General features: G+C 64.4%; 23 protein-coding genes. 8 read left to right on the forward strand and 15 right to left on the reverse strand.

Features of this window, described 5'->3' with window-relative positions; genetic code table 11:
* Nucleotides 1–90: 90 nt before the first annotated feature.
* The 5 genes from PSV40_RS19110 to PSV40_RS19130 form a co-directional block, all read right to left on the reverse strand.
* On the reverse strand, nt 91–1,587 hold the full coding sequence (locus tag PSV40_RS19110; RefSeq protein WP_300540843.1) for an iron-containing redox enzyme family protein: 1,497 nt from the start codon (nt 1,585–1,587) through the stop codon (nt 91–93).
* A gap of 108 nt (nt 1,588–1,695) precedes the next feature.
* Nucleotides 1,696–3,027 carry a phosphoribosylamine--glycine ligase gene (locus tag PSV40_RS19115; RefSeq protein ID WP_300540846.1) on the reverse strand — a complete coding sequence of 444 codons (1,332 nt, stop codon included), beginning with the start codon at nt 3,025–3,027 and terminating at the stop codon, nt 1,696–1,698.
* Between the two features lie 22 nt (nt 3,028–3,049).
* A complete protein-coding gene (locus PSV40_RS19120) occupies nt 3,050–3,973 on the reverse strand; it encodes a methyltransferase (protein WP_300540849.1) in 924 nt (307 codons plus the stop codon).
* A 249-nt stretch (nt 3,974–4,222) separates the two neighbouring features.
* Nucleotides 4,223–5,107, reverse strand: coding sequence for an alpha/beta fold hydrolase (locus PSV40_RS19125; RefSeq protein ID WP_300540851.1), 885 nt, complete (start codon nt 5,105–5,107; stop codon nt 4,223–4,225).
* Between the two features lie 211 nt (nt 5,108–5,318).
* Nucleotides 5,319–5,921: a TetR/AcrR family transcriptional regulator gene (locus PSV40_RS19130; RefSeq protein ID WP_300540853.1), complete on the reverse strand. Its 603-nt coding sequence runs from the start codon at nt 5,919–5,921 to the stop codon at nt 5,319–5,321.
* 178 nt (nt 5,922–6,099) lie between these two features.
* Between PSV40_RS19130 and PSV40_RS19135 the strand changes: the two genes are divergently transcribed.
* Together PSV40_RS19135 and PSV40_RS19140 are read left to right on the forward strand one after the other, a co-directional pair.
* Entirely contained in the window at nt 6,100–6,564 is a 465-nt protein-coding gene (locus PSV40_RS19135) for a hypothetical protein (RefSeq protein WP_300540856.1), read from the forward strand.
* Between the two features lie 180 nt (nt 6,565–6,744).
* On the forward strand, nt 6,745–8,769 hold the full coding sequence (locus PSV40_RS19140; RefSeq protein ID WP_300540859.1) for an acetoacetate--CoA ligase: 2,025 nt from the start codon (nt 6,745–6,747) through the stop codon (nt 8,767–8,769).
* A gap of 19 nt (nt 8,770–8,788) precedes the next feature.
* Here PSV40_RS19140 and PSV40_RS19145 read toward each other — a convergent pair whose 3' ends face one another.
* Nucleotides 8,789–9,682: a DMT family transporter gene (locus PSV40_RS19145; protein ID WP_300540862.1), complete on the reverse strand. Its 894-nt coding sequence runs from the start codon at nt 9,680–9,682 to the stop codon at nt 8,789–8,791.
* A 28-nt stretch (nt 9,683–9,710) separates the two neighbouring features.
* Nucleotides 9,711–10,229 (reverse strand): flavin reductase family protein, encoded by a 519-nt coding sequence (locus PSV40_RS19150; RefSeq protein WP_300540865.1) that lies wholly within the window; start codon nt 10,227–10,229, stop codon nt 9,711–9,713.
* Nucleotides 10,230–10,305: 76 nt separating this feature from the next.
* Between PSV40_RS19150 and PSV40_RS19155 the strand changes: the two genes are divergently transcribed.
* Complete coding sequence (locus PSV40_RS19155; protein ID WP_300540868.1) at nt 10,306–11,157, forward strand: M14 family murein peptide amidase A; 852 nt, start codon at nt 10,306–10,308, stop codon at nt 11,155–11,157.
* Nucleotides 11,158–11,288: 131 nt separating this feature from the next.
* Here PSV40_RS19155 and PSV40_RS19160 read toward each other — a convergent pair whose 3' ends face one another.
* Both PSV40_RS19160 and PSV40_RS19165 read right to left on the reverse strand, forming a co-directional pair.
* Entirely contained in the window at nt 11,289–11,525 is a 237-nt protein-coding gene (locus PSV40_RS19160) for a hypothetical protein (RefSeq protein WP_300540870.1), read from the reverse strand.
* 229 nt (nt 11,526–11,754) lie between these two features.
* Nucleotides 11,755–12,087, reverse strand: coding sequence for a hypothetical protein (locus PSV40_RS19165; RefSeq protein ID WP_300540873.1), 333 nt, complete (start codon nt 12,085–12,087; stop codon nt 11,755–11,757).
* 250 nt (nt 12,088–12,337) lie between these two features.
* Between PSV40_RS19165 and PSV40_RS19170 the strand changes: the two genes are divergently transcribed.
* Nucleotides 12,338–12,913: a TetR/AcrR family transcriptional regulator gene (locus PSV40_RS19170; protein WP_300540901.1), complete on the forward strand. Its 576-nt coding sequence runs from the start codon at nt 12,338–12,340 to the stop codon at nt 12,911–12,913.
* Between the two features lie 221 nt (nt 12,914–13,134).
* Nucleotides 13,135–15,750 (forward strand): CHASE domain-containing protein, encoded by a 2,616-nt coding sequence (locus PSV40_RS19175; protein ID WP_300540876.1) that lies wholly within the window; start codon nt 13,135–13,137, stop codon nt 15,748–15,750.
* A 19-nt stretch (nt 15,751–15,769) separates the two neighbouring features.
* On the opposite strand, the gene PSV40_RS19180 is transcribed toward PSV40_RS19175, so the two are convergent.
* Nucleotides 15,770–16,663, reverse strand: coding sequence for a metallophosphoesterase (locus tag PSV40_RS19180; protein WP_300540879.1), 894 nt, complete (start codon nt 16,661–16,663; stop codon nt 15,770–15,772).
* Between the two features lie 224 nt (nt 16,664–16,887).
* Here PSV40_RS19180 and PSV40_RS19185 point away from each other — a divergent pair, with 224 nt between their 5' ends.
* Nucleotides 16,888–17,064: a hypothetical protein gene (locus tag PSV40_RS19185; protein WP_300540881.1), complete on the forward strand. Its 177-nt coding sequence runs from the start codon at nt 16,888–16,890 to the stop codon at nt 17,062–17,064.
* Between the two features lie 74 nt (nt 17,065–17,138).
* Here the strand turns inward: PSV40_RS19185 and PSV40_RS19190 are convergent, their stop codons facing one another.
* Nucleotides 17,139–18,128: a LysR family transcriptional regulator gene (locus tag PSV40_RS19190; RefSeq protein ID WP_300540883.1), complete on the reverse strand. Its 990-nt coding sequence runs from the start codon at nt 18,126–18,128 to the stop codon at nt 17,139–17,141.
* Between the two features lie 109 nt (nt 18,129–18,237).
* On the opposite strand from PSV40_RS19190, the gene PSV40_RS19195 reads away from it, so the two are divergent.
* Nucleotides 18,238–18,774, forward strand: a complete 537-nt coding sequence (locus PSV40_RS19195) for a hypothetical protein (protein ID WP_300540885.1) — start codon at nt 18,238–18,240, stop codon at nt 18,772–18,774.
* 144 nt (nt 18,775–18,918) lie between these two features.
* Here the strand turns inward: PSV40_RS19195 and PSV40_RS19200 are convergent, their stop codons facing one another.
* The 3 genes from PSV40_RS19200 to PSV40_RS19210 all read right to left on the reverse strand — a co-directional run bounded on the left by PSV40_RS19200 (nt 18,919) and on the right by PSV40_RS19210 (nt 23,659).
* Nucleotides 18,919–20,781, reverse strand: coding sequence for a phosphoenolpyruvate carboxykinase (GTP) (locus PSV40_RS19200; RefSeq protein ID WP_300540887.1), 1,863 nt, complete (start codon nt 20,779–20,781; stop codon nt 18,919–18,921).
* 510 nt (nt 20,782–21,291) lie between these two features.
* The gene (locus PSV40_RS19205; protein ID WP_300540889.1) at nt 21,292–22,419 is read right to left on the reverse strand and encodes a glycosyltransferase family 9 protein; all 1,128 of its coding nucleotides are present in this window, start codon (nt 22,417–22,419) and stop codon (nt 21,292–21,294) included.
* A 4-nt stretch (nt 22,420–22,423) separates the two neighbouring features.
* The gene (locus PSV40_RS19210) at nt 22,424–23,659 is read right to left on the reverse strand and encodes an O-antigen ligase family protein (RefSeq protein ID WP_300540891.1); all 1,236 of its coding nucleotides are present in this window, start codon (nt 23,657–23,659) and stop codon (nt 22,424–22,426) included.
* Between the two features lie 69 nt (nt 23,660–23,728).
* Here PSV40_RS19210 and PSV40_RS19215 point away from each other — a divergent pair, with 69 nt between their 5' ends.
* Nucleotides 23,729–24,421 (forward strand): methyltransferase domain-containing protein, encoded by a 693-nt coding sequence (locus tag PSV40_RS19215; RefSeq protein ID WP_300540893.1) that lies wholly within the window; start codon nt 23,729–23,731, stop codon nt 24,419–24,421.
* 104 nt (nt 24,422–24,525) lie between these two features.
* On the opposite strand, the gene PSV40_RS19220 is transcribed toward PSV40_RS19215, so the two are convergent.
* Complete coding sequence (locus tag PSV40_RS19220) at nt 24,526–24,693, reverse strand: hypothetical protein (RefSeq protein ID WP_300540895.1); 168 nt, start codon at nt 24,691–24,693, stop codon at nt 24,526–24,528.
* Between the last annotated feature and the right edge of the window lie 123 nt (nt 24,694–24,816).

Consider the following 24,816-nt stretch of genomic DNA (forward strand, 5'->3'; position numbering starts at 1 on the left):
CAGTTTGTTAAGTGGGGCAATGCTAGGGGCAATGGAGGGCCTGCACAAGTTATTTGATGGCGGCGCCCGCCCCGAAGCGGTGGCGGGGTTTCAGGCGAAGGTCTGCTGAAACAGCCGGGTCGCGTAGAGGCCCGCCGGTGTCCAGTGCGCGCTGGGCGACATGGCCTCAACCAGCAGCTGCGCAACATCTTGCGGATCCGGCATGCTTGCGAAGCGCTGCTTCAGTTGCTGCAGGTCGGGGTCGAGGAGTTCAGCGTCCTGGGGCAGGCTGGCTATGCCGGCCGCGCGGGCTTGCCGCTGCGCCGCCAACCGCGCCGTCGCCCGAAAGTGCGCACGGCGCGGGTTCGCCGGTGTGGCTTCCGTGTAGGCCTGCCCGTCGGCGCTCGCGGCGCCGCGCAGCCAGTCATGCAGCACCTGCAGCTCATAGGGGCTGAACACGCCGAACATCTCGGCCCGTTCGCCTTGCAGCAGCCCCCAGAAGCGGCTCTCGCCGATGGGCGCGCCGCGTTTGATCCAGCCCGCTTCCTGCAGCGCCGCCAGAAAGCCGGGAATGTGCGCGGGCTGCGACAGCCAGTCGTTCACGCTGCGGCCGGCTACGCGGCAGTAGTCCGAATGCGCGCCTTGGCCCGCCACACTTTTCTGCGAGAGGATGCGCAGCACTTCGGCACCGATGTCGAAATTCGCAATGACTTCGTGCGTGCCGGTGCCGACGCCGCTGAGCTGGCAACCGTTGCGTACGCGGCGCCAGAAATCGCCGCTGCCGCCCAGCTTGGGCAAGGCCTCGTGCACCGCCTGCACCGCGCGTCGCGCATGGCCGCTGTCGTTGTTGTCCACCGTGACGTGCAAGGTGAAGTAATACGGGTCGATGCCGAGCTCGTTGAGTTCATGGGCCGTGATGAGGAGGTGCAGCGGCAGCTGTTCATAACCGAGGTTGAAGCCGATCACCTCGGGCAAAAGTTCCTCCGCGCTCCAGCCCAGCGCCAGTTGCAGCGCGCCCTGCCGGTAGGCGTCGTCGTCCAGCCCGCTTGCCGGTTCCAGTCCGTGCTGCACCAGCAGTTGGCGGTACAGCAGCACATGATTCTTGTCGGCCACGCCGTCGCCGAGCTCTTCCAGGTAGGTGAGCACCAGGTCGCTGAAACGCGGGTTGCGCCGGTGGCGCAGCAGGCCGTAGAGCCAGGCACCGTCGACCAGCTTGGTCGGTGCGACGCCGCGCAGGAAATACAGTGCATGCGCGCGGTTGCCGAAATAGCGGCGCGGCGCGCCGGCTTTTCTTTCTTCGAGGTAAGCCAGGTATTGCGCACGGGCCAGCTGGGCGCCCTGGTGCATCCAGCCCAGCAGGTCATGCGGCGACGCCGGCAGCTCGCAGTCCTGGGCCTGCACCGCTTCCAGCTCGCCCTGCAGGAAGGCGTGGGCGGTGTTTCGCAGCGCATCATCGGGTTCGCCTTGCAGCAGCGCTTCGTACAGATGCTGCAAGCGTCCTTCGTGCGAAGCGCGAGTAAGCTCGCTTGGCGTCGACGTGCTGCGCAGACCGGGGGCGAGGTTTTTCGCGTTGCGCGGGGGTGACCATTCGTGGGCAGCAACAAACATGGAGAGGCTTGAAGGAGTTGAAGGACAGGCCAGTATTTGCCGGCCGCCTGCGCAGCCGTATAGGGCATTAGCGCCGGCGCCCGTGGGCGCTTTCCTACGGTCCGGGGTTCAGCAGGACCCGACCCGATTGCAACCAGCGTCCTCGAGCCAGCCCCACTCGGCGAGCCGGCGCAGGTCGCTGCGCTCCACGCGTTCGCCGATGTCGGTGCGGTAACGCAGGTTGGGCAGCACCACCTGGCGCGCCAGCGCATAGGCCGCGTCCCGCGCCCCGGCCACGGTGGGGCCGGTGCCGGTGGCCACGCCGACGTAGCCGGTATGGCCGCTGGTGACCAGGTGTTCGCCGTGGCGCGCCACCTCTGCGAAGTGCAGCGCAGCGTGATCCGCTGCCGTCATGCCCCGGCGGAAACTCAGGGGCTCGCCCTTGGACAATTCCTCATAGCCGTGGCTGTAGGGAAAAGGCGGCACCGTCAGCACCACGCCCGCCGCGTAGCCGGCGCGGGTGGCGATCTGCAGGCCGTCCTGCCTGAGCATGCGCTGGAAAATCCGCTCCCAGCCTTCTTCATGCAGCGCCTCGCAGATCGCGAAACCCGGGTAGCCGAAGCGGCTGGTGAACTCCAGCGGCCACAGGCCTTGTTCATTGACGATCATGTTGAGGTTGATGTAGCCGCAATAGCCGCCATCGCGCAGCAGCGGCGCCATCTTGGCGAGCGAAGCGGCAAACAGTTTTTCCGAACCGCGGTAGCTCACGATGGTGCCCATTTCGCCGGTCAGCTCGCCGAGCTCGCCCGGGAAAAACCGCTTGTGTTCGAAGTCAATGCAGGCCGGCGACAGAAACTCCCGGCCGTTGAAGTAGGCGCCGATCCCCATCTCGACGCCTTGCACGAATTCCATGAGTACGAAATCGGGTGGCTCGCACGTGGCCGGATGCGCCGCATAGGTGGTCAGCAGTGCCAGCATGTCCGAAGCGTCGTCCAGCTCACCGATGTAGTTGCGCGAGCGCGGGCTGTCCGCGCCGTTGAACTTGAGCACGTAGCGCCCGCCCTGGCGCTGCAGGAAGTCCAGCGCCGGCGCGTAGGCAGTGAAGCCATGGATCGCCGCCAGCCGCAGGCCAAAGCCCTGTAGCACCTGCTGGCCGAAAGCGCGGTCGGCCTCCAGCCGGTCGCCGAAGGCGCTGCCGCCTATCACCCGGAAGCCGTCGCGCCGCAGCGTGTCCTGCGTCTGGCCCTGGGTGGCCGATTCAAACAGTGCGATGCCGTCTTCGCCGGCTTCGCGCAGCCAGCCGAGTTCGGCCTGCCAGTCGTCCGTGAAGTCCAGCATGCCGCCGTAGACGTCGCTGTAAGACGGGTTCGCGACAGACACACGCATCTCGTGGCCGCGTTGCGCCAGCCCGTAATACATCGCGCCCAGGTCGTTGTAGTCGCCGATGCCGAGAAACCTCATGGCCTTGTCTTGTCTTGCCGGGTCAGTGTTGTTGCACGGTCAGGGCGACTGCGGCGATGCGGTCGGCGCCAGCATATGCCGGCATCTCGAGTTCCTCGCCGAACACATCCGGGTCGAGTTCGCGGTAGTCGAAGCGGCAGCCGGCGCGCCGGAGCACCGGCCCTACGGCCGCCAGGAAAGGGTCGCGGCCTTCAAGAACGGGCACGCCGGTGTACAGCAGCAGTTGCCCGCCGGCGCGCAGGCGTGGCAGGCCCTCCGCGACGATGCGCTCTCCCAGGCCGGTGCCGAGGCTGCCACCACCGTTGCGGTAGACGCGGCCGGCCGGGTCCACCAGGTAGGGCGGGTTGGCAACGATGAGGTCGAACAGCCCGTCAGCCGCGCCGTACAGGTCGCCTTGCCGGCACTGCACGCCCGCCACGCCGTTGAGTTCGGCATTGGCGCGCGCATACGCCAGCGCCTGGGGGTTGATGTCGGCCAACACCACCTCAGCCCGAGCGCCGGTTTGCCTCGCAGCGACGAGCCCGCCCGGCCCCGCGCCGCAGCCCACGTCGAGGATGCGGGCCTGCTCCTGCAGCGGCTGCTGGCGCAGCGTGCTTTCAATCAGCGAAGCAAAGCGGCAGGTGTCCGGCCCGAAAAACACCGCGTCCGCGCCCTGGGTGGGGTAGGCGCTGTGCGCGAACAGCATGCTGCCCAAGGTCGAAAAACGCACCTTGCTGCGAAACAGTCCGGCTTGCGGCTCCAGCAGCTTGCCTGCCTGCATCGCCTCCAAGGCTTCGACGGGCAGCAATGAAGAATCGAAGGGCCGGCTCCAGCCGAACACATCGCGCAGCGTGCGCGCCTTGCCAGCGCCAGGCCTGGCATTGACACGCGCATGTGTGGCCGGTGTCACGGTGGTGAATTCGTACTGCGCATGGCGCAGCCAGGCGCCGAGATGGACAAGGGCCATGTGTAAAGGTGAGGTTGAGGGCATCGGCAAGGACAGCAAGGAAAAGGAAAGCGGTAAGCCGCCGGAATGTCCCATTACTGTCTTTTCCCTGGCGCGCCGCCGTTGTGGGACGCCGCTGCCGTGCGCCGTAGGACGGCTGCGCGGCGCGGCCCGCCCTGCTCAGCGCCGGCTTCCCGGCGGTACACGCCAGCCTCGGCCGGGAGGGCAGAGGTGACCTGGCGTGTCAGCGCCTCAGCCAGCACCCCGGTATCAGGCCAGGAACGCGGCGAGTTCGCGCAGCACGCCGGCGTCTTTCAGGATGCGCCGGTGCCCGAGATCCTGCGTGGCCAGCAGCCGGGCGCCGGTGATGGCCTGGCTGTAGGCCACGCCGTCGGCAAAGCGGTTGATGCTGTCGTGGCGGTCATGCACCACCAGCGTGGGCTGGGGGATGCGCGGGCCGACGGCGGCAGGTTCGAACTGCGGCATCAGGATGCCTTCGCGGGCTTCAATGCGCCGCTGCATGGCCGCACGTGTGGACTCGCGCAGGCCGAACACATGCGCAAACAGCCGCGTGTATTCATGCGGCGAGGCTGGGGGCGCCAGCAGCACCAGCTTGCCGACCGGCAGGCCGCGGCTGGCCGCGTAGGCGCCGGCATTGGCAGCCAGCGAATGCGCGACCAGCGCCTGCACCTGGTAGCCCGCCTGCAGCAGGCGCGCCACGGCGTAGTCGATGGCACGCGCAAACTGCGGCAGGTTGCTGGTTGACCCGCTGCTGCGGCCATGGGCCGGCATTTCAAGAATCACCGGCCGCAGGCCGTGCGCCTGCAGGGTGTCGGCCAGTGCCACCATCTGGCCGGCGTGCCCGCCCCAGCCATGCACCAGCAGCACCAGCGGGCCATGCGGCGCCGCCGGGCGTTCATAAATCGTCAGGCTGGCGTTTTCGAAGGACCAGTTGCTGATGCGCCAGTCCGGTCCCCAGGCGCGCCGGCGCCCCAGCCAACGGGGCGGCAGCGGCGTGCCAAACAGGCGGGAGGCGGCGCGCACGGCCAGCGCCGGCCAGAGGCGCTGCGAGGCGCCCAGGCCCCAGCGGAACAGCCGGGTCACGGGGCTGGCGTTGTAGTAGGCGGTGGTGGCTTCAAGTGATGTGCGTGTCATGACAGGCTCCTTTGGTGCTTCCAGGATCAGTACCAGATCCAGTCGTCATTGCTGCGCGGCAGGGAGCGCAGCGAGGCAAGGGCGGTGCGGACCGCATGGACGCCGGCAAACACGGCGATGACTACAAACAGGAACAACATGGCACTTCCCTTTCTTCGCACGGTTGTGCGAAACATGGACCAACAAAAAGCCCTTGTAGGGCTGAAAAAACTCATGGCTGGTAACTTTTTGCCAGGCGCTGCCAACTGGCCTGCGCACGTTCGGCGGCACGGGGGTCGCGCAGGAAGCGCGTGTCGTGGATCAGGCCCAGCATCAGGGCGTAGATTTCGGCCACGAGCTGCTCGGGGTCGGTATCGGACCGGAGGTCGCCCTTCTCGACGGCCTGCACGATGGTACGGCGCAGGGCGGCGCGCCAGCGCGTGATCTCGCCGTGCAGGTGGTCGCGCAAAGGGCCTTCGCGGTCGTCCAGCTCAAAAGCGCCGGCGCTGTACACGCAGCCGGTATGCGCCTCCACGTCCCGCGTGCGCACAATCCAGCGCTGCACAATGGCGTCCAGCCGCGGCAGGCCTTTGGGCTGCTGCACGGCGGGTACAAACACATCGGCCAGAAAACGCCTCCCGAACTCGTCGATCACGGCTTTCTGCAGGGCCTCGCGCGAACCGATGCGTGAAAACACCCCGCTCTTGGACAGACCAAGGCGGTCGGCCACGGCCTGAAGCGTGATGGCCTCCAGTCCCTCGGCCGAGGCGAGGTCCAGCGCCGCACCCACAATCGCGGCGCGGGTCATCTCGCTTTTCTGGGTTTTGGCATCCATGGCGTGGATATTAGCACGACTGTGCGATTTATGTTGTCGAGCACATTTTTGCCTGATTCGCGACACCCGGGAGCCGACAGACCCTGACGGTCACCACGGTGTTCATCCTACAGCTGGGGTATGCCGGCCAGACAAAGATGACTTTGAGCACATCGCTCTTACATTTTTTGGAGCCCCCATGAAAAAGCAATCCCTTGTCCTGACCCTGGCCGCCCTGGCCTGTACCGCTGCCTTTGCCCAGGCACCCGCCGGCGTGGTTACAACGCCTTCTGCTCAAGCCAGCCCGACCGCTTCAGGCGGCACACCCGCGGCCAAGGCCGAGATGAAGGTCGACACCAAGAAGGCCAATGGCTCCACCCTGTCCGCACCCAACCCGGTGGCTGGTTCGGGCGGCGCTGCTGCCAGCGCCCAAATCAACCCGTCCGCTTCCGGTGGCGCACCCGCCGCCAAGGCCGAGATGAAGGTCGACACCAAAGTCAGCAACACCGCCATGAACAGCATGGACACCAACGGCGACGGCATGGTTTCCTCCAGGGAGTGGAACCGTTACCAAACCGCCATGTGGAAAAGCATGAAGCCGGGCAAAAACGGCATGGTGCCGATGACCGACGTTGAAATGATGATGAAGGGCACGCCCAAATAAGGGACGTGTATTGCGGCGGTTGCATCGGGCGTTACTCACGCCGGGTGTTGCCGTGCAGCGGATCCTGACCCGCCCCAAGGCTGCCTGCGGGCGGCCTTTTGTTTTTGCGGTGGCGGTACCCCCGCGCCTGTCGCCAAGGCGGATGCTTGCGCGAGGGGTGGCCTGCTAAGCTTTCGCCTCATGAGCGCCCCTTACATCCCCCAGATCCGCCTGTACCAGAACTGGCTGCGCGACACGCGCCAGCTGTCTTTTGACAATTACGACGCGTTGTGGCGCTGGTCGGTGACGGACCTGGACGCCTTCTGGCAGAGCATCTGGGACTACTTTGAACTGCAGTCGCCCACGCCCCCTACCGACGTGCTGGTCGAGGCAAAAATGCCCGGTGCGCGCTGGTTTCCCGGCGCGCAAGTCAACTACGCGCAGCAGGTGTTCCGGCATGTCGACAGCGCCCATGCGGCGGGCTTGCCTGCACTGCTCAGCCACAACGAAAAAAGCCTGGAAAGCGCCCCGGCGCGCGAGCTGAGCTGGCCCGAGTTGCGCCGCCAAGTGGCGTCGCTGGCGCTGCACCTGCAAGCCCAGGGCGTGGTGCCGGGCGACCGCGTGGCCGCTTACCTGCCCAACATTCCCGAGGCCATGGTGGCTTTCCTTGCGGTGGTCAGCATAGGCGGCGTGTGGAGCATCTGCGCGCCCGACATGGGCACGAATGCCGTGCTGGACCGCTTCCGGCAGATCGAACCCAAGGTGCTGATTGCCTGCGACGGCGTGACTTACGGCGGGCGCGACATCGACCGCATGGCGGTGGTGGCGGAGATCCGCGCGGCCTTGCCTTCGCTGCAGCACGTGATTGTTCATTACAACCTCGATGCCAGCAATTCAATAGCTGACAGCGACCGTTTTGAAAGGGCTACAGCCCGAAATGACGCAAAAACCGCGACCTTTGAGCCGATGTGGCTGCCGTTCGACCATCCGCTGTGGATCGTCTATTCCAGCGGCACCACCGGCTTGCCCAAACCCATCGTGCACGGCCATGGCGGCACCGTGCTGGTGGCGCTGGCGCTCAAGACCCTGCACAACGACATCGGCTGCAGCTACGAAGCCAACTCTTTCGGTGAGCGTTACCACTGGTACAGCTCCACCGGCTGGGTGATGTGGAACGCCCAGGTCAGCGGCCTGCTCAACGGCACGACCTGCTGCATTTACGACGGCAACCCCGGCGGCGGCAAGGACAAGCCGGACTGGACCACCTTGTGGCGTTTCGGCGCGAAACTGGGCGTGACGTTTTTTGGCGCCGGCGCGGCGTTTTTTGCCAACTGCCTGAAGGCCGGCGTGGACCTGTCGACCTGCGGTGACCTGTCGTCCGTCCGCGCGCTGGGCACCACCGGCTCGCCGCTCTCGCCCGAGGCGCAGACCTGGGGCACGGCGCAGTTCGGGCGCATTGCCACAACCGAAGCGCAACAGGACATCTGGTGGTGCAACATCTCGGGCGGCACGGACTTCGCGGGCGCCTTCATAGGCGGCAACCGCGAGCTGCCGCAGGTGCCGGGCGAGATGCAGTGCCGTCTGCTCGGTTGCGCGGTCGAGGCCTGGAACGAGCAGGGCCAGCCGGTGACCGGCGAGGTCGGCGAGCTGGTCTGCAGCCAGCCGATTCCCTCGATGCCGCTGTACTTCTGGGGCGATACCGGCAACGCGCGTTATATCTCGAGTTATTTCGACATGTACCCAAACGTCTGGCGCCACGGCGACTGGCTCAAGATCACGCCCTCGGGCAGCTGCATCATCTACGGCCGCTCCGACGCCACCATCAACCGCCACGGCCTGCGCATGGGCACCAGCGAGCTGTACAGCGCGGTCGAGGCGCTGCCGGAGGTGATCGACTCCATGGTGGTGGACCTGGAGTACCTGGGGCGCGAAAGCTACATGCCGCTGTTTGTGGTGCTGCGCGAAGGCGTGCCCCTCGACGAGGTCATGAAGGCCAGGCTCAACAACGCGATCAAGACGGCGTTGTCCCCGCGTTTTGTGCCCAATGAAATTTTCCAGGTGCCGGAGATTCCGCGCACCCTGTCGGGCAAGAAACAGGAGCTGCCGATCAAGAAGCTGCTGCTGGGCCAGCTCATCGACAAGGTGGTCAATCGCGACGCGATGGCCAACCCCGGTTGCCTGGACTGGTACGTTGCGTTTGCGCAGCGGCGTGCCAGCGTCGCCTGAGGCTCACTGCGAACGCTGCTCAGGCCGGCTTGCGGTTGACCAGCACGATGCCCAGCGCCACCAGCACCAGCGCCGCCAGCAGGCTGGGCGTGGCGGCTTCCTTCAGCCACAGCGCACCGAACAGCAGCGCAAACAGCGGCGTGAGGAAAACAAAGACGGAAATCTTGGTCGCCGGATAACGGCCCAGCATCCACATCCAGGCCAGGTAGCTGGCGAAAGCACCGACCACCGTCTGCAGGAACAGCGAGGTGAGGGCAAACGGGCTGAAGCTCCAGGACCAGCGTTCGCCAAGCGCCAGCGACAGCAGCGGCAGGGTGACGGTGCTGACGGCGACCTGGTAGAACAGCAGTTTTTCCGCCGAGACCCGGGCCAGCGACGAAGCGCGGATGACCACCGTGGTCAGACCCCACAACATGCCGGCCACCAGCGCCATCACGTCGCCAACCCAGGTCGGCGCGCCGACGGCGTTGAAACCCTCGCGCAGCGCAAAGGCCACCGCCGCAAAAGCGCAGGCCAGCCCCACCCACTGCACCGGCCGCAGTGTTTCGGACTTCACCCAGATCGGCAGCAAGGCCGCTACCCAGAACGGCGAGGTGTAGAGAAACACCGTGAGCCGCGACGCGCTGGTGTACTGCAGGCCCACATACAGGCAGGCAAACTCGCCCGCGAACAACGAACCCGCCAGCAGCCCCGCGCGCAGCGAACCATCTGCGCTGAACAGCTTGACGCCGCGCCAGGCGCACCACAGCCAGAGCAGCACGGTGGCGCCGGCAAACCGGATGGCGGCCTGGAAGGCCGGCGCCACTTCGGCCAGCGTGGCCTTGACCAGCACCTGCTGGAAGCCCCAGAACAGGCAGCAGGCCAGCAGCAGGGAAATGGAGAGGGTGTCGAGATGGGTTTTGCGTGGCGTCATGCGTGGCGGTGGGTTGCAGCAGGTGCTGTCAGAGCGGGTGCTCGGTGTAGAAGCGGCCGCCATGAAACAGCAGCGGTGCGGCGCCGACGCGGTGGCTGCAGCGTTCGACCTCGCCGACGAAGATCACGTGGTCGCCTTCTTCGTAGCGGCTGCGGTTGAAACATTCAAAGGTGGCTGCTGCACCCGCCAGCAACGGCGAGCCGCCGGCACCTTCGGTCCAGGCGACGCCGTCCCAGCGGCCTTCGCGTTTGGCTGCAAAACGCTCGGCCAGCCCTTTCTGGTCGGCCGCCAGGATGTTGATCGCGTAGTGCGAACCCGTGCTCAGTGCCGGCAGGGAGCCGGCCGCCCGCGCCAGGCTCCAGAGCACCAGCGGCGGCTCCAGCGAGACCGAGTTGAAGGAGTTGGCGGTCAGCCCGATCAGATCGCCGCTGGCCGCACGCGCGGTGACGATCGTGACGCCGGTGGCAAACATGCCCAAGCAGGCGCGGAACTCGCGCGGTGAAAAACTGGGGTGGCTGGCCCGGCGCAAGGCAGTGGGAGGCGTCATGGGGCTAATTTACCCCAATGCTCCGCATCCGGCGGCCGGTCGGCCGGCCGTCAGGCGCCGCGCGTAAAATCGCGGCATGCGTTTAACCTGCACCGCGGCCTTTCTGATTGCTTCTTTTTTAATAGCGGCTGGCGCACAGGCTGCGGGGCCTTGCGATGATTTTGTTCGCAAACTTCCGAACCTCAAGCGCAGCCTCTGCGACGCCGCGCAGCTGCAGGCCACGGCCGCCCGCTCGGTCAAGGGGCAGACCCTGTGGAAGCGCGATGTCAAGCCCGAGGATGTGCGCCAGCGCGTGCTGGTGCTGGGCGCGATTCATGGCGACGAGTTGTCGTCGACCTCGGTGGCCCTGCACTGGATTCGCCTGGCCGAGGAAACCACGGCGCCCTGGTCGCAAGCCATCCACTGGCGTTTTATACCGGCCCTCAATCCCGACGGGTTGCTGGCCAGCCCGCCGCGCCGCGTCAACGCCAACGGCGTCGATCTGAACCGCAACTTTCCCACGCCGTTCTGGGAGCGTGACGCCAAGGTGTACTGGGAAAAACGCACCCGCAAGGACCCGCGCCGCTGGCCGGGCACCAAGCCTCTGTCCGAGCCGGAGTCGCGCTTTCTGCACCAGGAGATGCAGAGCTTCAAGCCCCACCTGATCGTCAGCATCCATGCGCCCTACGGCGTGCTCGACTTTGACGGGCCGTCGGTCCCGCCCTCCAAACTGGGGCGGCTGTACCTGGACCAGGTCGGCATTTTTCCGGGCTCGCTGGGCAATTACGGCGGTGTGCACAAAGGGGTGCCGGTGGTCACCATCGAACTGCCCAATGCGATGCGCACACCGCTGGACGCCGAGATGCGGCAGATGTGGCTGGACCTGTTGCGCTGGATGACCGAGCGTGTGCCGGCGGGCGCCCCCGAGGCGTCGTCGCGCACGCCCTGACGCCGCCTGCCGGGTTCGATGGCGCGTATCGCCGCCCCATCATTCATGATGAAAATGGGCTCCAGCCCTTTTGCAGTGGGCGCTAGCGGCTATTAAACCAATAGCAATCGCTCGCCCCCGGAGGTTTGTCCTCAGCGCTTGAGCCTGTCGTAGGCCTTGTCCATGGGCGCGCTTTTGCCGGTGTCCTGCAGGCCCCGGCGCAGGTCGCGGCTGGCTTGCTGCACTTGCGGGTCGGGCTGTGTATCGGTCATGTCGGTGGACTGGTCGCGCTCATGCGGCAGCGCGAGGCTGGCTTCGTCCGACGCATCGGCAGGCGTTTCTGCGCGCCCGGGCCGCGGGCGCCCTGCGGCCGGTGTCCTGGCGGGCATGCCCTCACTCTGGCCGGGTTGGTCGGCGCCCTGCCTCTGCGCGGGCGGGACGGGCTGGTTAGACGGATTGGAAAGGGGGCTGGCCACAGGCGTTCTTTCTGTTGCAACAAGGGATTCAGCGGCCACTGTGCCGCTTCACCCGCAGGCGCTTTGTCAGCCTGTTCAGCGTTCGGGTGTAGGAGGGCGGCGGGCGGGTGACCGGGTCCGCGCCGGGGCACGGGGCCGCGTTCTATTTCACCTTGGGTGACGCGCCGGCCGGAGGCCTGGACGCCTCGTGAGCGTCCTGCGGCTGCAAGGTCTCACGCAGCTTGTCCGCCTTGGCGGCATCAAATGCGCCTTCGGCGCGGGCCGGCACCTCGCCCTGCCGGTTGATCACCACCGCGTAGACCTCATCGGTTCCGCGCAGGCCAGCGGAGCGGACAAAGCGCTCGCGGTCGGTGAACACCGGCATCAGCCTCGCATGCTCGGTATCGGGGGCGCGCTGGCTGCTGTGGACAGTGATGAGGGCCAGTGTGCGCTCGGCCGGCAGGCCGCCGGGCACCGCCACGGCCTGCTGGAACAAACAGGGTCACAAACAGGATCCGAACGACGCAAGATGCATGCGCGCCACCAGGCAAGGCGCAGTGATTGGAAAAAAAGTATCCGAAACCGCATGGTTCTATTGTGACCACGAGGTAGAAAATAACGCGGCTACTACCGATTCAGACGCGAGCGGCTAAAATATCGGCATGAGCACCACCCCTTCTACCGCGCCGACCCTCAAGGCCAGGCCCGCCGCGCATGGCGGCCCCAAAATTTCTTTCAAGGCGCAAATGCTGGCCGCCCGGGAGGACGCCATCGTGCAGGCGGTCAACCGGCTGCTGGCGGAAAAAGGCTTTGACCTGATGACGGTGGACGAGGTGGCTGCCGATGTGGGCATTGCCAAGGCCAGTCTTTACAAACATTTCCCCAGCAAGGAAGACCTGGCTGCGGCGGCCATGGTGCGTGTGGTGGGGCAGGCGCAGGCCTTTCTGGCCGGCTTGCCCCCGGACGCCCAGCCCCTGGCGCAACTCAAGGCGATGGTGCGCTGGATGCTGCAGCTGCAGCTGGCCGGCGAAATGCCTTCGCTGCCGCACCAGAACTCCAGCCTGCGTACCACGCTGATGAACAACAAGGCCTACCTCGACGGGCTGGTGCTTGTCAGCGACCAGATTGGCGGCTGGATAGAACGTGCGCAAAAAGACGGCTCCCTGAGCACCGGCATTCCGCCGATTCTGGTGCTCTACACCTTGTACGCCCGGGCCTGCGATCCGGTGCTGGAGTTCCTGCGGGCCGGCGGCCAGCACAGCGATGAAGAGATCATTGAGCTGGTGATTCGTACCTGCTTTGAGGGGCTCTGCGCGCGCTAGGGTTCAGTAAAACCGGCTGTCCCGACGGTATTCGCAAAAGCCGGGATTTGAATTACATTGCGTAACTCTTTTGTGTCTCTTGCTCCCCATGGGCCAGCCTTCCTGCCGGGGGAAACTCCGTTCCAACCCATGAAGTCGTCCGCTTTGCGCATGAAACCGGCCCGACCGGTGCCCGACAGGCGCCTGGGCGCCCGCGTCTCCCGGGCGTTGCCGGACCGGCCATGACCCGTCAGCTGGCGGCCACGGACGCCCAGTCCCTGCGGAGCCAGCGTCTGGCGATGGCCATGGCGGGGCTGGCCTTGATGCTTGGCCTGCTTTTTACCGGGGCCGGCGTTTTCTGGGTGAACAACACGTTTCAGAGCCAGGCCAGGGAGCGTTTCGACCGGCTGGCAGACCGTGTCCAGACCGATGTGCAGGACCGCCTGAATGCCCCGCTGCTTGGGCTCCGCGGCGCCGCCGGTGTTTATGCGGCCAGCAACTCGGTCGAGCGGGCCGAGTTTCGGGCCTATGTGCAGTTCAGCCAGCTGGGGCGCGATTTTCCGGGCGTGCGCGGGTTTGGTTTCATGGCCCGGGTCCTGCGGGAGGACCTGGACCGTTTTATTGCCGCCGAACGAGCCGACGATGAACCGGCCTTTGCCGTCAGCGCGATGCCCGGCTCGCCGACCACCCCCAGTACGCCCGACCTGTATGTGGTGAAGTTCATGGAACCCCAGGCCCGCAACCAGGCGGCATTGGGCCTGGACGTCGGGGCAGACCCCTTACGCCGCGAGGCCATCGAACGTGCGGTGGCGACGGGCGAGCCCACCCTGACCAGAAAAACCACCCTGGTGCAGGACCAGCAGCAAAGCCCGGGGTGGGTTTATCTGTTGCCGGTTTATCGCCCGGGGGCGGACCTCAGCACGCCGGCGCAACGCCAGGCGCTCCTGATCGGGGTGCTGTTTGCGCCCATGCTGGTCAGCGAGGTGTTGCAGGGGGCGGCCGAGGCCACCCAGGGGCAGGCGGATTTCGAGCTTTTCGACGCTGAACCGCTGAACGCACAGACCCGGGTGTACGACCTCGACGGGCATCTGGCGGCGGGCCGCGGTGACCCCGTGACGGACCACGCCGCCCAGCGCCTTTTTTCTACCTCCCGGCCGGTTTTGGCCGGTGGCCGCACCTTGACCCTGCGTGTCAGCACCACGCCTGCGTTTGAAGCCGAGGCGGCCAGCCTCATGCCGGCCTTGCTCGGACTCAGCGGGGTCCTGCTGAGCCTGCTGCTGGCCTTGTGCCTCTGGCTGCTCGGCAGCAGCCGGGCCCGGGCGCTGTCCGTGGCCCAGCGCATTACGCTGGACCTGGCGCACGAGCAGCAGCGCCTGCTCAGCATCGTGGAGGGGACCAATGTCGGCACCTGGGAGTGGAATGTGCAGACCGGGGAAACCCGCTTCGACGAACGCTGGGCTGCCATCACCGGCCACACGCTCGATGAGATGCTGCCCCTGAACATCCAGACCTGGCGCGACCTGACCCACCCCGGGGACCTGCTCCACGCCGATGGACTGCTCAAGCAGCATTTTGCCGGCAGGACGCCTTACTTTGACTGCGAGGTGCGGCTGCGCCACAAGGACGGCCGCTGGATCTGGGCGCTGTCGCGCGGCCGCGTCTGTGCATGGGGCGGCGACCGCCAGCCGGCGCTGATGGCGGGCACCCTGATGGACATCACCGAACGCCAGACCGCCCAGCTGGCCCTGCGCAACAGCGAGGAGCATTTTCGCCAGCTGTTTGAAACCAGCCTGGAGTGCATTTTGCAAACCCGTCCGGACGGACAGGTGCTCAATGCCAACGCCGCCGCCTGTGAGTTGTTTGGCATGAGTGAAGAGGAGTTGCGCGAGCGCGGCCGGGGCGGGCTGGTGGACCCCGGCGACACCCGCTTGCAGGCCCTGCTCGACGAACGCCAGCGTGAAGGGAAAACGCGCGGCGAGCTGCGCATGCTGCGCGGTGACGGGACGGCCTTCGAGTGCGAGCTGTCGTCGTCGATATTCCTGGATTCGAACAACACGCCCTGCGCCAACATTGTTTTGCGCGACATCACGGTGCGCAAGCGGTCGGAGGCGCGCATTGCACTGGTCAACGCCGAACTGGAACAGCGGGTGGGGCGGCGGACCGCCCAGCTCGAAGCGTCCAACCGGGACTTGCAGGAGTTTGCCCATTCGGTGGCCCATGACCTGCGCCAGCCCTTTATTGCGATTGGCGGCTTCAGCGGTTTGCTCGAGCGCCGGGTGACGGACGACCGCGCCAGGCATTACATCAACCGCATAAAGGCCGGCGTGCGGCAGGCCGGGGAACTGACGGAAGCCCTGCTGGCACTGGCCAACCTGTCGCGCGTGCAGCTGCGCGTGCAGGCGGTGGACCTCAGCGCCGTCGCGCACAGTGTGATGGACAGCCTGCAGCTGGAAGAGCCCGCGCGCGCGCGCCGCATCCGCATCCAGGAGGGCCTGGTGGTGCAGGCCGATGCGATGCTGCTGCGGCTGGTGATGCAGGAGCTGCTCGGCAATGCCTGGAAATTCACGTCGCGGCAGACACACACGGAGATCAGTTTTGGCCTGCAGTCGGCGCCGGCCGCAGGCGTGGAAGCCGTCTACGTGGTCAGCGACAACGGCGAGGGCTTCGACATGGCCCATGTCGACAAGCTGTTTCGCAGTTTCCAGCGCCTGCACGCGCCGCAGGAGTTCCCCGGTGCGGGGGTGGGGCTGGCCAACATCCAGCGCATCATTACGCGCCATGGCGGGCAGATCTGGGCAGAGTCGGCCCGCGGCGAGGGGGCCCGCTTCTTCTTCACGCTGGGCAGCCCCGGGGTGTGAGTTTCTTCCCGGGATTGCGCTATTGTTTTGATAGCTGGTTGCGCCCGCCGGATATGGGCTGAGCTCCGATTTCGATCAACAAATCGGGCTTGAATCCGTCCTGCTCGCCCTTGCGGGCATAACCGAGCGGATTGGCCACCACCCGGCAGCCGTTTTTGACGTAGTCGTTGGGGCAATGCAGGTGGCCGTGCAGCCACAGCTGCGCCTGCGCCAGCAGATCGTCCAGCGCATTGCAGAACCCCGCCGTGCCGGGCGCCAGGCCGTAGCGCGGGTCGCCGCTGAGCAGGCTGGGCGCAAAGTGCGTGACAACCACGGTCGGGCCGTCAAAGGGGAGTGCCAGCGCCTGCCGCAGCCAGGCCTGGCTTTGCAGGCCCAGTTCGCGCACGGCGTCGGCCAGCATGGGCTGGCCATCCCGGAAGGCGTGGTTTTTGCGGAGGTAAAAATTGGCGGCGCGAAAGGCCTTGTCACGCGCCTTGAGGACATCGCCCGTAGTCAGGCTGCCGTCGGCCGCCTGTGCGGTGGTCAGGGCATCAAAGTCGGTCCACAAGGTGCAGCCGACAAAACGGATGCCCTGCCACTGCACAGTCTCGCGTTCCAGCCAGACCAGGCCCAGCCGTTCACAGGTCTCGCGCAGGCGCGCGTGGGTGGCCTCGAAGTCCTGCCCATCGTACTCGTGGTTGCCGGGCAGGAAAAAAACCGGCGTGGGCCAGGCCGCGCCGCCCTGCGCCACCGGCAGGGGGGAAAAGCGGGCGAGTCCGAAGTCGCCGTCATTCAGCATGTCGGTCAGCAGCGATCCCGGCTGGTAGGAGCCGATATCGCCCGCCAGCACCAGCAGGTCGGCCCCGGGGGCGGGTTGGGCCACGAAATGCGGGTTGGATTCAAGGTGCAGGTCGGACAGAAGCTGGATGTTCACCTGTCGATTGTGCAGGAAGCCTGCTTCGGCACCGACAACCGGCGCGTTTCAGCCCGCGAGCATGCCCGCAAGGCCCCAGGAAGGCCGAAACGACCGCTATGCGGGCTGGCAGGCTAACTATGCGCTAAATGCATGAGGCTGGCGGTGTTTTGGGCGTGCAACCCTAGGGAAAACCCTTAATGTCGGGGTGTCGCAATTTTTCGCCCCTGGCTGGCACCCCTGACATGTACACCCTTCTTTCGCAGGTTTTCCGTTTTCTCCCCTTGCCCCGTGCCGTGGCGCCGGTTCATGGGGTGGCACACAACCTGATGGAGCGTGCCGAAGCCCGCGCCGGACGCAACCCGCAGCAGGCCCAGGAGCTGCGCCGTGCGGCGCGCGCTTACCTCAGCGTGGTCCGCTGATACGTCCTGAAGGTTCACGCCGGCGACCCGCGGTGGTGGCCAGGGCTGGCCGAGGGATGCCCCGTCCGGCGGCCTCAGCCTGAAAAGGCCTTGTCGGCGGCGCGTACCAAGGCCTGGCGCAGCCAGACATGGGCGCCGTGCTGCTGGGAGCGGCGGTGCCACACCGCATCGACATGCACCGGCGACACGTCAAAGGGCAGGGGCCGCAGCACCAGCTGCTCGGCAATGCCTGTGACCCGCACAAAGTGGCGGGGCAGCACGGTGAGCAGGTTGGAGTTGGCGACCACCCGGCCGGCCGTGAAAAACTGGTTGACGGTCAGCACCACCTTGCGTTTGCGGCCCAGCGAAGCCAGTGACTCGTCAATAAATCCGTAGGGCCGGCCGGAAAAACTCACCAGCATGTGGCGCGCAGCGCAAAACCGGTTCAGCGTGAAAGGGCCGCTGGCCAGCGGGTGGCCGGCGCGCATCACGCACACATATTCGCCGTCATACAGTCGCTGGTGCAAAAAAGGCATGACCTCGCCGCTCTGGGCGCGGGCCGTCAGGTCCGCCAGCACGGCGGGAAAGTAGCCGATCGCCAGGTCGCAGGCTTCCTCGTCAAGGAGTTTGCGCGGGTCGCGTGTTGTCAGCGGCACCACACGGATGGACACCCCCGGCGCCTCGTGTTCCAGGATGTCCACCAGCCCCGGTATCAACTCGGCGGCGGTTGCGTCGGCCATGGCCAGCACAAACGTGGAATGGGCCTCGCCGGGCACAAACGTGCTGGGAATCAGCGACTCCTGCAGCTGTTGCAGCGCTTCGCGCACGGCCGGCCAGATCGCGAGTGCGCGCGGCGTGGGCGCCATGCCCTGGCCGCTGCGCTGCACCAGCTCGTCGCCCAGCGTCTCGCGCAGGCGGCGCAGCGCATTGCTGACGGCGGGCTGCGTCAGCGACAGGTTGCGAGCCGCCCGCGTCAGGCTGCGTTCTGCCATGACCTCGTCAAACACGCGAAGCAGGTTCAGGTCCAGGGTGCGGAAGTTAGGCGGCGTCACGATTTTTTCTGATCCAGTGCAAGTTATCACCATTGTGAATAGATTGCATCATAAAGATAAAGTTGAATAACATCAGTGTTAACCCTAATATCCCTCTGTGCCCAAACCAATACCGGTGGTGGCACTCATCAGGGGAACCATCATGACCAGTTTTGTCAACATCAAATATCCCGCCGAACATCCCGGTGTGGCACGCTTTGAGTCTGCCGTGGGTGCGGCTCGCCAACTGCGCAAAGGTTTTGACAGCACCCGGGGCTTGGCGGGCCTGTTGCTGGCGGCCATCGTTGCAGCCATGGTGGTGGTGGCCGACCAGCTCGTCGAGAACTGGGCCGAAGGCCATTTGCTGGTGGCTTGGGTCGCCATGTGGGTGGTCGCCTTCTGCGTGATGGCCCTTTTTGCCGGCACCGCACGCCGGCTGGCAGCGCGTGTGCTCACGGCACTGGACGCCTGGTCCAGCGCCATTGCCCAGGCGCGTGCCGATGTCCGGCTGTGGGAAGCCGCCAAGGCGGACCCCCGTGTGATGGCCGACCTGCAGGTCGCCATGGCACGCCAGGAAGCCACGGACGAAGCGGCTGGTGTGCCGCCCGTCGTTGCCGCAGCAGCGGCCAAGGCGCGGGAAGACAAGCCCATCGACTTGGGCAGCCGCGTGTTGCGTGCTTACCCCAGCTACTACATTTGAGTTGCCAGGCGCGCTTCCTGCGCCTGCGTTGCCACAAAAAAAGCCACCCGGTCGGGTGGCTTTTTTTGCGTCCGGGCGGCTTGCCCACAACGCCCGGGGTGCAACGCAGATCATGCGCCGCGCCCAGACTCTTCCAGGGGCCGGTCAGGCCGCCAGACGGCGCTCAATCGCGGCTTTGGTCTCCCCCAGCTCTTTCGGCAGGTGATGTTCGAGTTGCTTGAACAGGTCGGCGTGCAGTTTCAGCTCTTCGGTCCAGGCCGCCTTGTCGATGCTGGTCACGGTGTTGAACTGCTGGGCGCTGAAGTCCAGGCCGGTCCAGTTGATTTCGGCGTATTGCGGCGCAATGCCGAAAATGGTGTCCTGGCCCTGGGCCTGGTCTTCGAGGCGGTCGATCATCCACTTGAGCACGCGCATGTTCTCGCCGTACCCCGGCCAGACAAACTTGCCGGCATCGTCCTTGCGGAACCAGTTCACGCAGAAGATCTTGGGCAGGGTGTGGCCCAGGCTTTCGAGCTTGTGCTCCATGTCCAGCCAGTGCTGGAAGTAGTCGCTCATGTTGTAGCCGCAGAAAGGCAGCATGGCAAACGGGTCGCGGCGCACGACACCCATCTGGCCGACGGCGGCGGCCGTGGTTTCCGAGCCCATCGTGGCGGCCATGTAAACCCCTTCCATCCAGCTACGGGCCTCGGTGACCAGCGGCACGGTGGTGGAGCGGCGGCCACCGAAGATGAAGGCGTCAATCGCCACGCCGTCCGGGTTGTCCCATTCCGGGTCGAGCGCCGGGTTGTTGATCGCCGCCACCGTGAAACGGGCGTTGGGGTGCGCGGCCTTGGCACCGGTTTCTTTCGCGATCTGTGGCGTCCAGTCCTTGCCTTGCCAGTCGATCAGGTGGGCCGGCAGGCTGCCGCCGTCTTTTTCCATGCCTTCCCACCACACGTCGCCGTCGTCCGTCAGCGCCACATTGGTGAAGATGACGTTCTTGTCCAGGCTCGCCATGCAGTTCGGGTTGGTGTGGAAGTTGGTTCCGGGGGCCACGCCAAAGTAGCCCGCTTCCGGATTGATGGCGTACATCCTGCCGTCGGCATGGGGTTTGATCCAGGCGATGTCGTCGCCAATCGTGGTGACCTTCCAGCCGTCAAAGCCGGCGGGCGGCACCAGCATCGAGAAGTTGGTCTTGCCGCAGGCGCTCGGGAACGCCGCTGCCACGTGGTATTTCTTGCCCTGGGGGTTGGTCACGCCCAGGATCAGCATGTGCTCGGCCAGCCAGCCTTGGTCGCGGCCCATGTTCGAGGCAATCCGCAGCGCAAAACATTTCTTGCCCAGCAGCGCGTTGCCGCCGTAGCCCGAGCCGTAAGACCAGATTTCCCGCGTCTCCGGGTAATGCACGATGTACTTGGTCTTGTTGCAGGGCCAGCTCACGTCCTTCTGCCCTTCGGCCAGCGGTGCGCCCACGGTGTGCACGCAGGGCACGAACGCGCCGTCGACGCCGAGCACGTCGAACACCGCCTTGCCCATGCGCGTCATGATTTTCTGGTTCACCGCCACATAGGCGCTGTCGGTCAGTTCAATGCCAATGTGGGCGATGTGCGATCCCAGCGGACCCATGCTGAAGGGCACCACATACATGGTGCGGCCCTTCATGCAGCCGTCAAACAGCGGCTGCAGCGTGCTGCGCATTTCGGCCGGGGCCATCCAGTTGTTGGTCGGGCCGGCGTTTTCCTTGTCGGCCGAGCAGATGTAGGTGCGGTCTTCCACGCGTGCGACATCGCTCGGGTCGGAACAGGCCAGGAAGCTGTTCGGCCGCTTGGCTTCGTTGAGCTTTTTGAAGGTGCCGGCGTCGACCAGTTGCTGGCACAGGCGCTGGTACTCGGCATCGCTGCCGTCGCACCAGTACACGTTGTCCGGTTTGCACAGTGCAGCCATGTCGGCCACCCAGGCAATGAGCCTGGCGTTCTTGACATAACCGGGTGTGTTCAGGTTCAGCCCTTGCATCGCGGGGTGGTTCATCGAAAAGCTCCAAAGTTAAAAAGCGTCATTTCGGAAAACGCCGGGGAGACAGCAGGGCTGTGGCCGCGAGGCGTTTACCGAAATAAGGCTTGCGGGCGCGCATCACGCAAGGCTTCGACCAGCCGGACAGAAGGCAAGGCCTGCGATCGGCAAGTCCTGGTCTGCAGGCGGGCCACAGTCTGGATGTACTGTGGGGTTAAAGTCTAAAAGGCAGTTTGTGGCGTGCTTTTCAGGCTTCCACGGGCCTGCCGGAAAAGCCATTTTAAGAACATCGGCATGGGTTACATGGGCGTTACAGGCAAAAGATATGCAGAACCTGCATGACTTTATGCATATCAACCGGAAGGGTTCGAGCAGTCGTGACCTGGAGGCGCTGAATGCAGTCGCTGAGGTGTTGCTTGGGCCCGCCGGAAAAACACGGGCTCGGGCATGCCGGCGCGCTACGCCGGTGGTGCCGCCTGTGGTATCTGTGCCTGCCCGGCGGAGAGGGCCGCAAGACAGGACGGAAGGTCAGCGACGAGGTTCGTCGTACAGCAGCAAGATCTTTTCAGCAATTTCCTGCGGGGGCGCGTCGTTGATGTCGGCCGAAGTCGAGCAGATGGCCATGGTCGCCGGACGCGATGGCAGTCTCCATTGAGGCCGGATGGCAGAGCTGAAAAGACCAATCAGGGGTGCCTGGGTGGTCGCCGCAAGGTGCATCAGGCCTCCGTCTGCACAAACAGCGACCCGCGAGGCTGCCAGAAGGCAATGGCTTTGCTCAAGCGAGCTTTTGCCCACGTAGTTGTGCACGTGCGCTGAATCACCAAACTCCCGTTCTATCTGTCCCGCTTCAGCCATGCCGTTATCGCCGCCGACGAGAAGGAAGTCACGTTTTCCCCGCCGCATCAATTGCTTCATCACTTCGGGCCAGCGTGTATAGGTGCGCAACGGGTCTACACCTCCGACCGAGAGCGCAATGGCTTGCTCCAGTTGTGAGGTCTGCTGTTCCAGACCGGCAGAAGCCTCGCAGGGTTTGAGCTTCTGGCAGGCATGCTGTGAAAACTCGGCGGGGCTCAGTTCTAGTCCCAGCAAGTCGGCCAGACGCTGGGTTGCGTAGCCGGACCTGTCAAAATTGGGCCCTGTGAAATCCTCTAGGATAGACGCCCAGGGCAATCCGCGAAAATATCGGGTCTTGGGCTGAAGGGACCGCCGTTTGTGGCTCAGAACAATCACAAAGTCGTAAGGTACACCGGCCACCACAGAAACGTCGCCGGTGACGGTTGCAAGCCAGGGATCACCGTGAAACAGGCGGGCAAGGGCCTTGTCGGTCAACAGATCCATGCTGAACCCTTGCGCATGCAGAAGAGACCGCGGCGCCAGATCCATCAAGGCGTCGCCTATCTGCCCTTCGCCAAAGTAAAGCCAAAGCCCGCGTTTGCCGATATTCTCCAGCGAGTTGATCTTGAATTTCGCCTGGCCCGACAGCCTGAAAACCAGGCGCCTTCTCAAGGCCCTCCACCCGAGTTTTCTGTAACCTGCTTCGGCTATGTATTCCTGTGAAGAGGCGGTGCTGACGGGCTTTTTCAATGGAGGCGTTGTCGTTGCAATGGCCGCCTGCTTCAGTCGACCGTCGAGCGCAGAAAGAAGCTTCGAGAGCATGAATTCAAGCCGTGGCGTTGTCGGATGGGCGAAGATTGGCCAGGCACGCCAGCAGAACAAAAGTCCAGCCCTCCGATTCGTTGTTCAGCGAGGAGTCTGTAGCGGCGCTGATCAGGAAAATGACGAGCCCCAGGCTCACCACACCTTTGAGCCACGGGTCCTGACGCCCGGCCTGTCGATAGATTTCACGAACCAGAAGCGTGAACAGGAGCAGCGCAAGCAGGCCGTGCTGGGACAAGAGGGTCAGGTACTCGTTATGGGCATGTTTGTGCGTTTCGGCGCGCAGGGGGTTGTCGGGCCGGACGAGACTTTCACGAAACGCACCCGGCCCCTTGCCGAACAGGGGTGCTTCGATGAACAGCTTCACGCTCATTTTCCAATAATGAAGCCGAATTCCTCCACTTGTCCTGACATCTGAATCCGTCATGTAATTGCGGGCTTCTTGCGCGACAGAGCTTACCCGCGCGTGGATTTTTTCTGAAAACTGGTACGCGAAGATGCTGGACGCAAAGATGACAACCACCAGAAAGATTCGGAGGCGCAGGTTGGCGATGTAGCTGATGGCCAGTAGCAGGCTGACGGCCAGCAAGGCAATTAACGCCGTTCGTCCGTGGATGAAAAACACGATGTTGACCAGGCAGATTGCTGCGACAGGGAGGAGTAGCCACGCCAGCTTGCGGCGGCCAATGACCGAGAGGATACAAATGGCAAACAACATCGCGGCATGGAAGCCGTGAACAATATGGTTGCGCCAATAAACCCGCGTTTCTGCGCTGTAGCCAACGTTTTCAAACCGGGATAAATTGAGCGACAAAAATCTTGCCACCCCTGTTCCATCCAGCATTGTTGGCAACAGCAGGATGAATACGCCACAGCCATAGGCCGCGATCATTCTTTGCGCCCACTTGCCGTCGCGGTAGATCATCAAAAATACCGGAATCAGCAAGAGTTTTCGATATTTCTTCACATCGTGGATGGCCAGTTCCATCGGTGCGTGTGTATAGAGCAAGCCCACTGCGATATAGGCGAAAAGCAGAATGGCTAGCAGCGCGATGTTTTCCCGGCAAGCAGCGATGAAGTGCTTATAGTGAGTCGGTGAAGCAAGCAGGCAGGCAAGCATTCCCACCAGCCCGATGTAAAAAAATGCATGCGACCAAGGAATGCCGAAAAGCATGACCAAGCCAAACCAGGCGGCCTTGGGGTAGGCGAAATCGGAGACTCTCTGAAGGATCTGGTTCATCGTGTGAATTTGGCTGGTCTGGCCGGTTGAATGGGGTGTCCGTGAGCGGGTCTGGTATCCTTCGCGCGCATGAAAGAGTCAAGTAAAACTATAAATATTCGCGGACTCGCGCCCCTTCAGGAATTCCTGCAAGGGCGCGTGATTGACATTGGTGCGGGCAACGACTTGATCTGCCCTTCGGCCGAGGGCTTTGATGTTTCGCAGGGTGATGCAAACTATATTACGAAATTCAGGCCCGTCGGCGCTTACGACGCCGTTTGCAGTTCGCATTGCCTCGAGCATATGTTCAATGCAGTTCATGCCCTTACTGAATGGTGGGCCTTGGTCAAGCCCGGCGGCTATCTTTTGCTGACGGTGCCAGATGAAGACCTGTACGAGCAGGGATTTTTCCCAAGCCGCTTCAATCCTGATCATAAGATGACCTTCAGGTTGCGAAAGCCACAGTCCTGGAGCCCGGTATCCCATGAGCTTGAGAGCATGGTCTCGTCATTGCCCGGAGCCCGGATTGTCTCCGCCGAGTTGCAGAGCGATAACTATGATTTTTCCATCCAGTTCAAATTCGGCGACCGCGTCGGTAGCAGCAAACTGTTGAACAGGATTTACTTGAAGCTGGAGAGAAAGCTGGGATATGACCAAGGCATCGTCAACACGCTAAGGCGCCGTCTGTTCCTGGCGGGGGTGCCCGTGGATCAGACTCACGGCAACGTGCTGGCCCAGATTCAGATTGTGGCTCAGAAGGTGGATGGTTCATCCCGTCCTTGACGGCCTGAGCCTCCGGCCATGTATCCAAGAAGGATTCGAGGCCGATTGCCTGGATGGGAGAGAGCGTGCCCTTCAGTTCACTGCGGCGGGCATCATCCAATGGCTCAAGCCATGTAAATGGCGATAAAGGCCAGCAGGAACATCAAGACGGCGCCAGCAACGGGCAGCACGATGGGCATCAGCGGCACAATGGCTTCTACGGCGTCCTGTTCCTGGGCGGGCGTGGGGCTGCTGTGGGCGGCGTTGGTGGAGCGATCAGCGGGGCTTGACATGGTGGTTCCTGCAAACGGGGGAAAGTAAGTTGCACGATTTTACCTTTTTGGCCCGGACGGCCGCAAGCCGCAGCCTTGTCCAACGAGGTATGAGCCTGAAGGAGGCGCGTATTTCCAACGAAA

The organism is Polaromonas sp., assembly GCF_029945925.1.
GTDB lineage: Bacteria > Pseudomonadota > Gammaproteobacteria > Burkholderiales > Burkholderiaceae_C > Polaromonas.